Genomic DNA, 13169 nt, shown 5'->3' on the forward strand with positions numbered 1-13169 from the left:
GGGTCGGGTGTCAGCCGAAGACGACCGCGCGCATCGCCTCGGGGCTGACGGCGGCCTCGCGGTACCGCTCCATGAGGGCCGCGTTCGCGTCGTACTGCGGCCCCTCGCGCGACTCGGCCTGGTGATGCAGCGCGAAGACCATGCCCTCGTGCCGCCGCGGAGCCTCGCCGAGCAGCGTGCTGTGCGCGAGGTACCACGCGGCGTCCTCGAAGCCCCAGCCGCGGAACCGCTCGTCCTGTCCGCCGTGACTGCGCCACGAGGAGGCGCGGGTCACGTAGACCCCCGAGCACGCGCCCCGCACGAGCTCGAAGTCGCACTGCTCGAGGGGCGTCCCGGCGGCCGCCTGCGCGGTCCCCTCGCGCCCGAGCCAGTGGTACTCGGTGTAGGGGAGGTGCACGCTGCCGCTGTCGCGCGCGGCCTCGATCGCGGCGAGCAGGGGCTCGCGCTGGGGGAGGGTGTCGGCATCGCCGATCACGGCGATCTCGTCGTCGGCGAGGGCCGCGACGCCGAGGTTGCGGCACTGGGCCAGGTTGAACACCGGGTCGGGCGAGTCGACCGTCCGGATGACGGCCTCGGGCAGCGCCGCCGCGTACCAGTCGCGGACGACCTCGAAGGCCGCGATGCGGCTGGGCTGCGGACGCCAGGGGAGCACGACGGTGACCATCCCGCGAGCCTAGCGGCGGGGTGTCGGCGATCGGGCCGCGGCGGTGGACACGCTCGGCGTGGGACCCGCTCGGCGGGCCGAGGGTCGCCGGCGGGGGAGCGTCGGCGCCGGCACCCGCCCGCGCCTGCTCGCCCTGCTCGCCCTGCTCGCCGCGCTCGGCGCGTCCGCTGGCCGCGGAACGCGGGCGTCCCCCACGCCGCAGCCGCCGTGCAGACGCCGTCGATACCCTGACGGCGGCTGCTCTGCGCGGCCGACCGTCCGGAACGAGCCGGGCGCCGCCTCCGCGGTCCGCCCCTCGGCCTGCGGGTGCCCGTCGGTCGCCTCGGCCACGATCCGCGGACGGGCCCCGGGTCGGAGAGGCACCCCGTGACCAGCGCATCCACCCCCTCGCCGTCGGCTGGCACCTCCTCGATCCCCGTCCCGCTCGGCGGCCCTCGGAGCGGCGGGGTCCGTGCGGCGGACCGCCGTGCGGCGGACCGCGGCTCGGCGGAGTGGGGTGCAGCCCGGACGGCCGCCCGCCCGCCGATCCGCCTCGCGGTCGTGCTCGGGCTGATCGCCGCCGTCATCTCCGCCGCGGGCTCGTGGATCCCGTCGTTCTGGGGCGACGAGGCGGCGAGCGTCATGTCGGCGCAGCGCCCCCTGCCCAGCCTGTTCCACATGGTCGGCCACATCGACGCCGTCCACGGGCTGTACTACCTCGGGCTGCACTTCTGGATCGACCTGTTCGGCGCCTCCCCCTTCTCGACCCGACTGCCGTCGGCGCTCGCCGTCGGCGCGATGGTCGCCGGGGTCGTGCTGCTCGTCGACCGGCTCGGCACCCGCCGCCTCGCCGTCATCGCCGGAGTCGTCGCCGCCGTGCTGCCCCGCGTCACCTCGATGGGCACCGAGACGCGGTCGTACGCGATCGGCGCGGCCCTCGCCGTCTGGAGCACCTGGGCCCTGGTGCGGATCGTGACCAGCCGGCACCGCGCCTCCCGGGCGGACTGGGTCGCCTACGGCGTGCTCGCCGGAGCCGGCGTCGGCGTATTCGTGTACTTCGGGCTGATCGTGGGCGTGCACGCGCTGCTGCTGGCCGCGCTCGCACGCGACGCGCGTGTCTCGGCCGGAGGCGTGGCGGGTGCCGGCGCAGCCGGAGGGCGCCTGCGCGAGGGTGCCGACGTCCTGCGGGCCTGGGCGGCGACGGTCGTGGTCGCGTTGCTCGCGGTCTCGCCGATCGTCGTCTTCTCGGTCGCTCAGCGGGGCCAGGTGTCGTTCCTCGCGCGTCGCGACACGACGAGTCCGCGCGCGCTGCTCGTCGAGCTGTGGTTCGGCGACGCCCGCTTCGCCGTCGTCGCGTGGGCGCTCGTCGGGGTCGCCGTCGTGGCGCTCGTCGTCGGACTGCTGCACCGCGCCCGTGACGGCTGGACGGCCGCCCTCTCGGTGACGCCCCGGGGAGTGCTCACGGTGACGGCGCTCCTCCTCGCCTTCGTCCCCGCCGTCTCGCTGCTCGTGCTGAACCTCGCCGTGCCCGCGTTCTCGGGTCGCTACCTGTCGTTCAGCGCACCGGCCGTCGCGATCCTCGTGGCGATCGGCATCGACGTGCTCGCCTCACGACGAACGGCGGTCGCGGTGCTCGGAGTCGCGCTCGTCGTGGGGCTCGCCGCCCCCGTCTGGCTCGACCAGCGCGGACCGTACGCGAAGAACGCGACCGGCTGGCAGGACCTCGGCGCCCTCGTCGGCGAGCACGCCTCGGCCGGCGACGCTCTCGTGTTCGACGAGTCGCCGAAGCCGTCGATCGAGCCGCGACTCGCGCTGCACACCTACCCCGACGGGTTCGAGGGGCTGCGCGACGTGACGCTCAAGACGCCGTTCATCGACGCCGACGGCTGGCGCGACGACGTGCTGACGGTGCCCGAGGCGGCCGCGGCCGGTCGCTTCGACGACGCCCCGCGGGTCTGGTTCGTCGAGTACGTCGCGGCCGACGGCAGCACCTCGCCCAAGTCGGGTCTGCGCGAGCTGCTCGGCGACGGCTACGTCGAGGTCGACTCCTGGAGCACGCACCGCGCCCGCCTCGTCGAGCTCGAGCGCTAGCGCCGCGCGCCGCTGCCGGCCGCGCGCCGCTGCCGGCCGCGCGCCGCTGCCGGCCGCGCGTCCCGCGCGCCGGCGCGTCCCCTTCGCGACACCCCGTTCTCGGCGCGACACCCGCATTTATCGGGGTGCATCGCCGAAAACCGGGTGTAGCGATGGGCCGGCCTGGGCTGGCCGGGCGTGGCCGGGCCGACGCGATGGCGCGTCCCCTTCGCGACACCCCGTCCCCTTCGCGACACCCCGTTCTCCGCGTGACACCCCGTTCTCGGCGCGACACCCGCATTCATCGGGGTGTATCGCCGAAAAGCGGGTGTACCGATGAGCTGGCCGGGCCGGGCCGGGCCGGGCCTGGCCGGGCGCGGGCGGGCCGGCGCGCTCACCCCGGCTACCGCGTCAGCGCGGTCAGCTCGGCGCGCGTGCGGGCGCCGGCCTTCCGCAGCAGGTTCGAGACGTGGAACTTCACCGTGTTCTCGCTGATCCCGAGCGACTCGGCGATCGCCCGGTTGCGTGCGCCCGACGCGACGAGGCGCAGCACCTCGCGTTCGCGGACGCTCAGCGCCACGGTGTCGTCGAGCGACCCGCTCTCGGCGGGCGGGTCGAGCGGCAGAGTGACGGCGACGTCGGATCCCCAGCCCGGCGTCGAGGCGACCGAGAGCGAGCCGTCGAGGGCCGTCACCCGCTCGGCGATGGGTCGCAGCGAGTCGTCGTGCACGGTCAGGGCCCCGGCGCCGTCGTCGCGGATGCTCATCAGCAGGTTGAGGCCGTCGCAGTCCCACTGGATGCGCACGCGGCGCGACTCGCCGGTGTCGACGAGGGCGAGCACGGCGCTCCGGACGATGGCCCGGGCCGCGTGGGCGACCTCTCCGGGCAGGGCCCGACCCGTCGCGGGCGGTTCGACGAACTGGACGTCGAGGTCGCCGAAGCGGACGAGGGGCCGCAGATCGCTCCGGAGGCGCGCGAAGGCCCCGACCACCGGCTCGAGCAGCAGCGACCGCTGGTGGTCCGTCTCGGTGCGGATCTCGACCATGGCCGAGGCGGCGATGTCGATGGCCATGGTGCGGGCGGCGCGGTCGTCGAGGCGGGCCGACCGCAGGGTCGCGAGCAGGGACTCGAGCGTGAGGGCCTGCCGGTCGACGAGCTCGGCGACGGTTCGGGCGTGCTCGACGACGAGCGATCGGCTGGCGGGCGACGGCAGATCGGCGAGGGGCGCGGTGGTGTCGAGCATGGGGCCAACCTATCCTCCACACGGCGGCCCACCCGAACGGGTAGTCGCACCTCGTCGGATGCACGGCGCACGAGGAGGTGCGGGCGAGCAGGGTGGTACCCATGCCCTCCGCAGACAGCACCCCCACCCCCGCCGACGCGCTCGAGCTCGTCCGGGCCGAGGTCGATCAGGCGATCCGCGCCGTGGTCGAGACGAGCCCCGACGGTCTCGAGGCCGTGGCCGATCTGGTCTCGGGCGCCGAGCGCGTCTTCGTGCACGGTGCCGGGCGCTCGGGTCTGGCGCTGCGCATGACGGCCATGCGCCTCATGCACCTCGGCCTCGCCGTGCACGTCGTCGGCGACGTCACGACCCCTGCGATCCGCGAGGGCGACGTGCTGCTGACGGCGAGCGGCTCCGGCACGACGGGCGGCATCGTCCGTGCGGCGGAGGCGGCGACCGAGGCCGGCGCCCGCGTCGCCGCGGTGACGACCGCCTCCTCGTCCCCCCTCGCCGAGCTCGCCACGGCCGTCGTCATCGTGCCGGCCGCCGAGAAGCTCGACCGCTCGGGCGACGCGTCGGCGCAGTACGCCGGCGGCCTGTTCGAGCAGGTCGTCGTGCTGGTCGGCGACGCGCTCTTCCACGCCCTGTGGAAGCGCTCGGGCATCGACGCCGACGACCTCTGGCCTCGGCACGCCAACCTCGAGTAGTCGCACCGCGCCTCCTCGATCCTCCCCTCATCCGCATCACAGAAGGAGCACCACATGAAGCTGCAGTTCGCCATGGACACCCTGACCACCGAGGCCGCCCTCGAGCTCGCCGCCGCCGCCGCACCCAGCGTCGACATCATCGAGCTGGGCACGCCGCTGATCAAGGCCGAGGGCTTCCGCGCCATCACCGCCATCAAAGAGGCGCACCCCGACAAGATCGTGTTCGCCGACCTCAAGACGATGGACGCCGGCGAGCTCGAGGCGGGCGAGGCCTTCAAGGCCGGCGCCGACCTCGTAACCGTGCTCGGCGTCGCCGGCGACAGCACCATCGCCGGCGCCGTCAAGGCAGCCAAGGCCCACGGCAAGGGCATCGTCGTCGACCTGATCGGCGTCAGCGACAAGGCCGCCCGCGCGAAGGAGGTCGTCGCGCTCGGCGCCGAGTTCGTCGAGATGCACGCCGGCCTCGACGAGCAGGCCGAAGAGGGCTTCACCTTCGAGAAGCTGCTCGAGGCCGGCAAGGCCTCGGGTGTGCCGTTCTCGGTCGCCGGCGGCGTCAAGGCGTCGTCGGTCGGCTCGGTACGTGACGCGGGTGCGCAGGTCGCCGTCGCCGGTGCCGCGATCTACGGTGCGGACGACGTCGCCGCGGCCGCTGCGGAGATCCGCGCCGCCATCTGACCCGAGTGCCGGTCGGCCCCCGGGTGGCCCTCGGGGGCTGGCCGGGAGGAACGGCCGTCGTCAGCGCCATTGCTGCCGGCGGCCGCACCTCCCGGTCTGCCGGGGTCGAAGCTAGCGCGGACCTGAGCCGTAGTCGAGTCCGTCTCGGGTGGTCGTAGTGTGATCGTGATGAGCGAGCCGATCACCCCCGAGCCCACCTCCGCCCCCGAGCCCGGCATCTACCGGCACTTCAAGGGCGCCCTCTACGAGGTCGTCGGCACGGGCCGCCACAGCGAGACCGACGAGGCCCTCGTGTTCTATCGCAAGCTCTACGACGACTACTCGTTCTGGGTGCGTCCCCTCGACGACTTCGTCGCCACCGTGCAGCGCGACGGCTACGACGGTCTGCGGTTCGTGCGCGAGCACTGAACCACCGCCGCATCCCTCTGCAGGATGATTCTGTGCGGATGATCAGGAATCTTCTGCATACTTGCCGCTTCGCCCGAGCGCACGCCCGTCTGACGGGAGCGTGGGCGGACGACTCGAGGCTCTCACGCCTCGACGGACCCCCACCGCCGATCCCCGGCCTCGACGACGTGTCATCTCCGTCGTCCGAACCGGGTCGTGACCTCCTGCGTGCACCGAGGAGGCGCGGGTCGGCCGAGCACGAGGACTCCATGCCCCCCGAGACACCAGGCACCACCCCTGCGCCCACGACCCGCCGCGCGCTGGCCACCGCCCGCCGCCGGGCCGCGCGCCGCAAGCTGATGACGATCGGCTCGATCGCCGCCGTCGCCCTCGTCGGCGGCACCGGCTTCGCCGTGTACACGACCTCCGGGCCCGCGACCGGGACGACCACCGCCTCCCACGCAGCCGACGTCGAGGCGCAGGAGGCCGCGATCGCCGAGTCGCTCAGCGACGCGAAGGCCAAGTCGACGATCTCGATCGCGAACCAGGTCGTCGCCGCGACCTCGGGCAAGGTCGACACCAGCGCGCTCGAGACGTCGGTCGCCGCACTCGACGACTACGAGTCGCTCGACGCCGACGCGGTCGACGACCGGGTGGCGCACACGGCCAGCACGGCGCAGACGGTCCAGGCCGCCGCCGCCGAGGTCGACAAGAAGGTCAAGGCCGCCGCCGAGAAGAAGGCCGCCGAAGAGAAGGCCGCCGCCGACGCGAAGGCCGCTGCGGAGGCTGAGGCCGCCGCCGAGGCGAAGGCCGCTGCGGAAGCCGCCGCGGAGGCCGCCTCGCTCGCCGAGGGCAACACCGTCGCCGGGGCCCAGGCCACCGCGCAGCGACTCGCCTCGTCGGACTACGGCTGGGGCGCCGACCAGTTCTCGTGCCTCGTCTCGCTGTGGACGAAGGAGTCCGGCTGGAACTACCAGGCCTACAACGCCAACGGAGGCGCGACCGGCATCCCGCAGGCGCTGCCCGGCAGCAAGATGGCGTCGGCCGGCTCGGACTGGGCGACGAACGCCAGCACCCAGGTCGCCTGGGGCCTCGACTACATCGACCGCGCCTACGGCAGCCCGTGCGGCGCCTGGTCGCACAGCCAGGCGGTCAACTGGTACTGATCCGTCCGACTCGAGACGCCCTCCCCCTCGCGGGGAGGGCGTCTCGTCGTTGGAGCGCTTGCGCCTGTACGCGCTCGCGCCCTCGGGCGGGCGTCGAGCTCGAGTGGTCGGAAGGTGCTCTTCGGCGGGCTGGAGTGAGCATCTTCTGACCAGTGGGGCGGGCGCGGGCGCGGGCGCGGGGGCCGGCCACGGATGCGGCCGCCGGTAACACGCCCGACACGCACCGCGCCTCCTCGGCTGTCATGATCGGCGGATGAGACGCCACGCCGCCGCCCTGCTCGAGTTCGACGTCGCCGCTCCGGCCGAGTTCGTCCTGTCGATCGCCGTGTCGCGGCTGTACGACGCCGTGACCGACGAGACCCTGGTCGTGACTCAGAACGGCGAGCCGATCACGGTCCGCGAGCTCGACGACCGGCACGGCACCCGGCTGCATCTCTGCGACGTGCAGGAGGGGCGGGTCGTCGTCGACTACCGGGCCGTCGTCGAGGGCCGCATCGGGCCGGCCGAGCTCGACGAGATCGACCTCGTGAGGTACCTGCGTCCGAGCCGGTACTGCGAGTCGGACACGCTCTTCCCGACGGCACGCGCCGAGTTCGGCGGGCTCGAGGGGCGCGACCTGCTGGCCGCCGTGAGCTCGTGGGTCGGTGCGCACCTGGCCTACGTGCCCGGGGCGAGCGCGCCGACCGACGGCGCCGTGCAGACGCTGCTCGACCGGCGGGGAGTGTGCCGCGACTACGCGCATCTCGTCGTCGCGCTGCTGCGGGCGCTCGACGTGCCCGCCCGGCTCGTGTCGGTGTACGCGCCCGGTCTGTCGCCGATGGACTTCCACGCCGTCGCCGAGGCGTGGGTCGACGAGCAGTGGCACGTGGTCGACGCGACGGCGCTCGCTCCGCGGCAGTCGCTCGTGCGGATCGCGACGGGGCGAGACGCGTCGGACACCGCGTTCCTCTCGAGCCGAGGAGGCGCGGTGACGGTCGCGAGCATGCGCGTCACCGCCGTCGTCGACGAGCTCCCCACCGACGACGTCGCCGAGTTCGTCAGCCTCGGCTGAGCCGCTGAGCCGCCGACCCTCGGCTACCGCTCGGTGAGCGCCGCCGCGTAGGCCTTGACTGAGCGGTGGTAGCGGGGGAGGGTCGGCTCGAGGGCCTCGACGGCGACGCGCAGGGCCTCGTCGGCACGACCGGCGCTGTGCAGCGCGAGGGCGAGGAAGACCTTCGGGGCCGCTCCGGTCGCCGGGTGCTCGGGGGCGTCGCAGAGCATCGCGATGGCCTCGTCGACGCGCCCGTTGTTCCGCAGGGTGGAGGCGTGCTGGACGACCATCCGGGCGGCGCGATCGGGGTCGACGGCGTCGAGACCGGCCGCCGTCGCTGCCGCGTAGTGCCGGTCGGCCTCGACCTCGTGCCCGCCCGAGTCGTAGGCGCCGCCCAGCTCGAACTCGCCCAGGGCGGGGTGCGGCGCCTCGTCGGCCAGCACCTGCACGACCTCGATCCGCCGCTGATCGTCGATGGTCTCGTCGGCCCACGCGGCGGCCACGCGCGCCTCCCAGTCGTCGCGGTCGTCGCTGCTCATGCGCCCACGCTAGTCAGTCCCGGGGCTTCTCCGACGGCTGCGGGGTGCCCTGTCTCCGCCGCCTCCGGGCCATCAGAGTGCGGATGAACCCGATCTCCAACGCGATGCCCATCACGAGGGCGCCTCCCGCGATGATCAGGTCAGCGCCTTGCATGCCGGTCGACAGGGCGTAGATCGGTATGGCGATGATGATTCCGGCGCAGATGACCACATTGCCCGCCGCACCGATATCGGTGGATGACGTCGATCTGTCTGGCTCATCGGGTGTCGGCATCGTCGTCGCGCTCACTTCGTCTCGTTCGGATGGTTCGTGTGGACGTGCTCGAGAAAGACCGTCCGCCCTTCCACGAAGTACCAGACGCGTGCCGTGCCGCGGGCGGTCGGCTTGTGCTGCCAGCGCTCGAAAGCCTCGCCGCCGCGGTCGATGGTCCCGAGTTCGCCGCGGAGTCGGTGGTTCGTCGGCGTCGTCGTGAGCGGCGTGCTCGTCAGGAAATCCCGCGTGTCGGTCATGGCGTTACGGATCGTCGACGTCAGGTCTCGCCATCCCCGGGCTGCCTCGGACGTCGCGAACCGGAGCTCGTACTCGATCTTCTTCGGCGGGCGGGGGACGAGCTCGCCCCTCTTCGTCGTCGCCACGGCTAGGGGCGATCGACGATCTGGTCGGCCTCATCGTCGAGCCACTCGAGATCCACACGGCCGAGCCCGGCGGCGACGGCCGTGGCGGTCTCTTTCCAGGCCGCCAGCTCGACGGTCACGAGATGCGACTCATCGGTGGAGAAGGAGGCGCGCGCCGCGTCGAGGAGATCACGCGCGCAGGTCTCGCGGTCGCCGGGCGACAGGGCGAGCATCCACGGGAAGGCCCGTGACATGCGCTCGCTCAGAGTGCCCTCCGTGTCGACGGTCGCCGTGATCAGCTGAGCGGCGAGGTCGAGGAGCGTCGTGCGCCCGACCGCCTCGCGCAGCGACATCAGGACGAGGTCCTCACCGTCACGACGGGTCACCGTCACGGGGTGGTCCTCGGCCTCGGCGAACACTTCTGCGGAGTGCTTGCTGAGGTCGGACGATCGACGGGTGCGGGAGCGGCTCTCGGTCGTCTGGCTCATGGGGCTACTTTATTCCGAACATGTTCGGAAGTCGAGCCGGCACCGGCCGGGCAGGTGCCTCGGTCAGCGCAGGCCGGGCGGGAGGGGCGACTCCGTCATGAGCTCGGCGGACAGCTCGAGACAGCGGAGACGGGCGGGCGAGAAGTCGTAGGGCATCGTGCCGAGGGCGTCCATCGCGGTGCGGGGCGCGCGTCGAGCGCCGTCGGCACGGGCAGGGGAACCACCGGCACCGCCGTCGTCGGCTGGCGGGTGCAGCTCGTCCCAGAGGTCGATCAGCGCGAAGTCCTCGTCGGGCTCTCCGGACTCGACGATGGCGGCGAGCAGTCGCTCCTCGAAGGCGTGCCGCTCGGCCGCCGCCTGCGCCACCCGCGGGTCGTCGACCGCGACGGTGTCGTCGAGGGCCTCTTCGGCGGCGTCGACGCGGTCGGACTCCGCGCGGAGGTCGGGTCGCGAGGCCAGCAGGATGAACCGCCCGGCCTGCATCGCGGCGCCGAGAGGGCTCAGCATCCGCTCCGACACGAGCAGCGTGTCGAGGTCGGACTGCCGCAGCGATCCCTCGGGCAGGTGCTCGAGACGACGGGCGACGAAGTCGTCGAGCAGCCCCAGCCGACTGCCCCGGGTCCGCATCCGCTCGACGGCCGCCCGCTGTCGCGCGAGCTCCGCCTCGCGGGCTGCGAGCGTGGTCTCGAGGCGCTGCAGGACGTCGGTGACGTCATCGTCATCGCCTCCTGCAGCCGCAGCGGCATGGATGGGAGGCCCCTCGGACCCCGCGCCGCCGAAGGCCCCGCGGATGTCGTCGAGCGAGATGCCCGCGCCGGCCATCGTGCGGATCCACAGCAGTCGGATCATGTCGTCGTACCCGTAGCGGCGTCGGCCGTCGCCGCCCCTCTCGGGTGCGGGCAGCAGCCCGAGCTGTTCGTAGTGACGGATGGCGCGCGGCGTCGTGCCGACGAATGTCGCGGCATCGCCGATCTGGACCTGGCGCGGCGGGATGAAGGACGGGTGCATGAAGGGGCCTTCCTCGGCGGACGGAGCGGGACGGGGACGGAGAAGAGACGGGAGCGGAACCGGGAACGCAGCCTCTGCGACCCCACGGACAACCAGACCACATGACGCTACGGAAGCCGCAAGCCCCACCCGCGGCCCAGACCCCGCATCCGCCGCCTCAGACCCCGCCGACCTCATCGCTCTCGAGGCGCTTGCCCATGCTCACGGCCTCGTACGTCTCGTAGCCGAGGCTCTCGTAGAACGCCAGGACGTCGGTGTTGTCGGGTCGCACCTGCAGCTGCACCTTCGCGCAGCCGAGGGCGGCGAGCATCGACTCGGCCTCGCCGACGAGCGCTCGGCCGAGCCCCGTGCCGCGCTGCGAGGCGGCGACGGCGAGGTAGTGGATCCACCCCCGGTGCCCGTCGTAGCCGACCATCGCCGTGCCGACGACCGACCCGTCGTCGTCCGCGACGAGGAACAGCTCGGGTTGCGTCGTCGTCTTGCGCCGGATGTCCCGGTACGGGTCGTTCCAGGGTCGGGTGAGCCGCGCCTCCTGCCAGAGGGAGACGACGGCCTCGGTGTCGGCCTCGGTGAACGCTCGGATCTGAACCATCCCCCGAGCCTGACACGAGGCGGCGCGGCGCCGGGAAGCAGGGAGGCGCACCTGGGGAGAACGCGAGGCGCACCGAGCCCTGTGGTGGGCTCTCAGCGCGGGGTGGGGGCAGGCAGCGGCACCGAGTACTTGAAGCCGACGTGCGAGTCGACGAAGCCCAGGCGCGTGTAGAAGCGGTGGGCGTCGGTCCGTGCCGCGTCGGAGGTGAGCTGCACGAGGGGCGTCTCGAGCTCGACGGCGGCCTCGTCGGTCACCCAGCGCATGAGCGCCCCGCCGATCCCCGACGACCGCACGCTGCTCGAGACGCGGACGGCCTCGACGAGCAGGCGGGAGCTCCCGCGGCGGGCCATGCCGGGGATCACCGTCAGCTGCAGCGTGCCGACGACGGCGCCGTCGGGGCCGGCGACCACGACGATGTCGTTGCCCGGGTCGGCGATGATGTCGGCGAGGGCCCGGGCGTAGGCGTCACGGTCGTCGTCGCTGGCCGTGTCGCCGCGACCGGCGCTGACCGGGTCGTCCGAGAGCAGCCGCATGATCGCCTCGAGGTCGTCCGGGGCGGCCCGGCGGACGACGAGAGGCGTACCGCCGGTGCGGAGGGTCGAGGGCAGTGTCAGACGATCGATCACGGTGACATTCTCTCGCTCGCCCTGCCCGCGCCTCCTACCCGACCGGGGTGATCCCGGTTCGACCGCGCCGGCCCGCTACGGCGTCGAGTCGGAGCCGGCGACCGGCCCCGTCGACGCGCGATCGAGTCTCAAGCCGAGCACGGTCCGCACGGCGATGCCGCCCCCGCCGCGGTCGTCGTCGAGCCGGGTCATGCCGATCTTGCGGGCGACCCGCTCGGACGCCGTGTTGTCGGGGTGGATGATGGCGACGAGCTCGTCGGCGATCCCGTGCTCGCGGGCGAGGTCGCGGCATGCGGCGGCGGCTTCGGTCGCGAGCCCCCGCCCCTGCAGCTCCGTGCGGACGTGGTATCCGACCTCGAGCTTCGGCTCGCCGTTCACGTCCTGCCAGGTCAGACCGCAGTCTCCGACGAAGACGCCCTCGCGGGTCTCGATGATCCACAGCCCGAAGCCGTCGGCGGCGTAGTTCTCCTCGTTCCAGGCGATCCACCGAGCGGCCTCGTCGCGCGTCTTCGGGGCCGGGTAGAACTCCATCACCCGGGGATCCCCGAGGAGGCGCGCCATGTCATCGAGATCCCCCGACGTCATCGGCCGGAACCGGAGGCGCGGGGTCGCAGCGGGGAGCACACCAGCACTGTAGTCACCGGCACCCACCCCGACCGCCCGACCCCTGGTCAGCACGGCCGGGAGCGAGCACACTGACGCCATGATCTTCTCCGTCATCGCCCCACTGGTGCTGGGCGCGGCCTTCGTCGGCCTGTGCCTCGTCCTCCGAGACGAGCATCGTGCCCGCCGCGCTCGCCGCGGCCGCCCCGAGTAGTCGCGCCGGCCGCTCGTCGGGAGGTGGGGCGGAGCTCCGGCAGGCCGCTCCGGGCGCTACCCTCGCGATGTGAACAACCTCTGGGTCCGCGTGAAGACCTCCTCGGGCGCCCGGCTGTGGGTGCTGGCCCTGGCGGCTCTGACGCTCGTCTGCCTCATCGTCGGATTCGTGGCCGTCGGCGTCGGCGTGAGCAATCTCTCCGGCCTGTGCGGGGTGCTCGACGAATTCGGCAATGAGACGCTCGAGTCGTGCGAGCGCGACGCCTCGAGTCTGGTGTGGGGCAGCGTGCTCGCGGTCGTCGGACTGTTCCTGGCCGGCTTCACGGGGCTGGCCGGCGCCGTCGTGTGGTCCGTCGAGGGGCTCCGCCGCCCCTCCGACCGGCCCGCCGCCGGAGCGGACGGCCACCGTGCTGGCGCGACGGACGGCGATCGCGCCGCCGTGACCGACGGCGACCGCATCGCTGCGACGGGCGACGACCGCGTCGCCGAGACTCCCCAGAGCTGAGACGCTGCGGTGGCGTCCGTGACGAGAAGATCGGCTCGAGTGGGGAATCCACGTGATCCCGGCGCCAGCCGCTGGTTCGG

The 13169-nt window shown here is 73.2% G+C and carries 17 protein-coding genes; 7 read left to right on the forward strand and 10 right to left on the reverse strand.

The window, feature by feature from the left end:
- Positions 1-10: 10 nt before the first annotated feature.
- Positions 11-664 carry a galactosyltransferase-related protein gene (locus tag ASF17_RS10830; RefSeq protein ID WP_055799458.1) on the reverse strand — a complete coding sequence of 218 codons (654 nt, stop codon included), beginning with the start codon at positions 662-664 and terminating at the stop codon, positions 11-13.
- 366 nt (positions 665-1030) lie between these two features.
- On the opposite strand from ASF17_RS10830, the gene ASF17_RS10835 reads away from it, so the two are divergent.
- Positions 1031-2734, forward strand: coding sequence for a glycosyltransferase family 39 protein (locus ASF17_RS10835; RefSeq protein ID WP_055799461.1), 1704 nt, complete (start codon positions 1031-1033; stop codon positions 2732-2734).
- A 382-nt stretch (positions 2735-3116) separates the two neighbouring features.
- Here the strand turns inward: ASF17_RS10835 and ASF17_RS10840 are convergent, their stop codons facing one another.
- On the reverse strand, positions 3117-3956 hold the full coding sequence (locus tag ASF17_RS10840) for a helix-turn-helix transcriptional regulator (protein ID WP_055799464.1): 840 nt from the start codon (positions 3954-3956) through the stop codon (positions 3117-3119).
- A gap of 101 nt (positions 3957-4057) precedes the next feature.
- Between ASF17_RS10840 and hxlB the strand changes: the two genes are divergently transcribed.
- From hxlB to ASF17_RS10865, 5 genes are all read left to right on the forward strand, one after another.
- On the forward strand, positions 4058-4642 hold the full coding sequence (hxlB, locus tag ASF17_RS10845) for a 6-phospho-3-hexuloisomerase (protein ID WP_055799467.1): 585 nt from the start codon (positions 4058-4060) through the stop codon (positions 4640-4642).
- A 54-nt stretch (positions 4643-4696) separates the two neighbouring features.
- Positions 4697-5317 (forward strand): 3-hexulose-6-phosphate synthase, encoded by a 621-nt coding sequence (gene hxlA, locus ASF17_RS10850; RefSeq protein WP_055799470.1) that lies wholly within the window; start codon positions 4697-4699, stop codon positions 5315-5317.
- Between the two features lie 168 nt (positions 5318-5485).
- Positions 5486-5725 carry a DUF1653 domain-containing protein gene (locus ASF17_RS10855; protein ID WP_055800719.1) on the forward strand — a complete coding sequence of 80 codons (240 nt, stop codon included), beginning with the start codon at positions 5486-5488 and terminating at the stop codon, positions 5723-5725.
- 248 nt (positions 5726-5973) lie between these two features.
- The gene (locus ASF17_RS10860) at positions 5974-6870 is read left to right on the forward strand and encodes a hypothetical protein (RefSeq protein ID WP_055799473.1); all 897 of its coding nucleotides are present in this window, start codon (positions 5974-5976) and stop codon (positions 6868-6870) included.
- 253 nt (positions 6871-7123) lie between these two features.
- Positions 7124-7921 (forward strand): transglutaminase-like domain-containing protein, encoded by a 798-nt coding sequence (locus tag ASF17_RS10865; protein ID WP_055799476.1) that lies wholly within the window; start codon positions 7124-7126, stop codon positions 7919-7921.
- Between the two features lie 23 nt (positions 7922-7944).
- Here ASF17_RS10865 and ASF17_RS10870 read toward each other — a convergent pair whose 3' ends face one another.
- The 8 genes from ASF17_RS10870 to ASF17_RS10905 all read right to left on the reverse strand — a co-directional run bounded on the left by ASF17_RS10870 (position 7945) and on the right by ASF17_RS10905 (position 12392).
- Complete coding sequence (locus tag ASF17_RS10870) at positions 7945-8439, reverse strand: tetratricopeptide repeat protein (protein WP_055799480.1); 495 nt, start codon at positions 8437-8439, stop codon at positions 7945-7947.
- A gap of 13 nt (positions 8440-8452) precedes the next feature.
- A complete protein-coding gene (locus ASF17_RS10875; protein ID WP_156357395.1) occupies positions 8453-8728 on the reverse strand; it encodes a hypothetical protein in 276 nt (91 codons plus the stop codon).
- Positions 8725-9075, reverse strand: a complete 351-nt coding sequence (locus ASF17_RS10880) for a hypothetical protein (RefSeq protein ID WP_055799486.1) — start codon at positions 9073-9075, stop codon at positions 8725-8727. The genes ASF17_RS10875 and ASF17_RS10880 overlap by 4 nt, the downstream gene beginning before the upstream one ends.
- Before the next feature lie 2 nt (positions 9076-9077).
- Positions 9078-9542, reverse strand: a complete 465-nt coding sequence (locus ASF17_RS10885) for a prevent-host-death protein (RefSeq protein ID WP_055799488.1) — start codon at positions 9540-9542, stop codon at positions 9078-9080.
- Positions 9543-9605: 63 nt separating this feature from the next.
- Complete coding sequence (locus ASF17_RS10890; protein ID WP_055799492.1) at positions 9606-10550, reverse strand: MerR family transcriptional regulator; 945 nt, start codon at positions 10548-10550, stop codon at positions 9606-9608.
- A 157-nt stretch (positions 10551-10707) separates the two neighbouring features.
- Positions 10708-11142: a GNAT family acetyltransferase gene (locus tag ASF17_RS10895; RefSeq protein WP_055799495.1), complete on the reverse strand. Its 435-nt coding sequence runs from the start codon at positions 11140-11142 to the stop codon at positions 10708-10710.
- Positions 11143-11234: 92 nt separating this feature from the next.
- The gene (locus ASF17_RS10900) at positions 11235-11768 is read right to left on the reverse strand and encodes a GNAT family N-acetyltransferase (protein WP_055799498.1); all 534 of its coding nucleotides are present in this window, start codon (positions 11766-11768) and stop codon (positions 11235-11237) included.
- Positions 11769-11843: 75 nt separating this feature from the next.
- The gene (locus ASF17_RS10905) at positions 11844-12392 is read right to left on the reverse strand and encodes a GNAT family N-acetyltransferase (RefSeq protein ID WP_055799501.1); all 549 of its coding nucleotides are present in this window, start codon (positions 12390-12392) and stop codon (positions 11844-11846) included.
- 262 nt (positions 12393-12654) lie between these two features.
- Here ASF17_RS10905 and ASF17_RS10910 point away from each other — a divergent pair, with 262 nt between their 5' ends.
- A complete protein-coding gene (locus tag ASF17_RS10910) occupies positions 12655-13089 on the forward strand; it encodes a hypothetical protein (protein ID WP_055799505.1) in 435 nt (144 codons plus the stop codon).
- The last annotated feature ends 80 nt before the right edge of the window (positions 13090-13169 follow it).

The organism is Frigoribacterium sp. Leaf263, assembly GCF_001422285.1.
GTDB lineage: Bacteria > Actinomycetota > Actinomycetes > Actinomycetales > Microbacteriaceae > Frigoribacterium.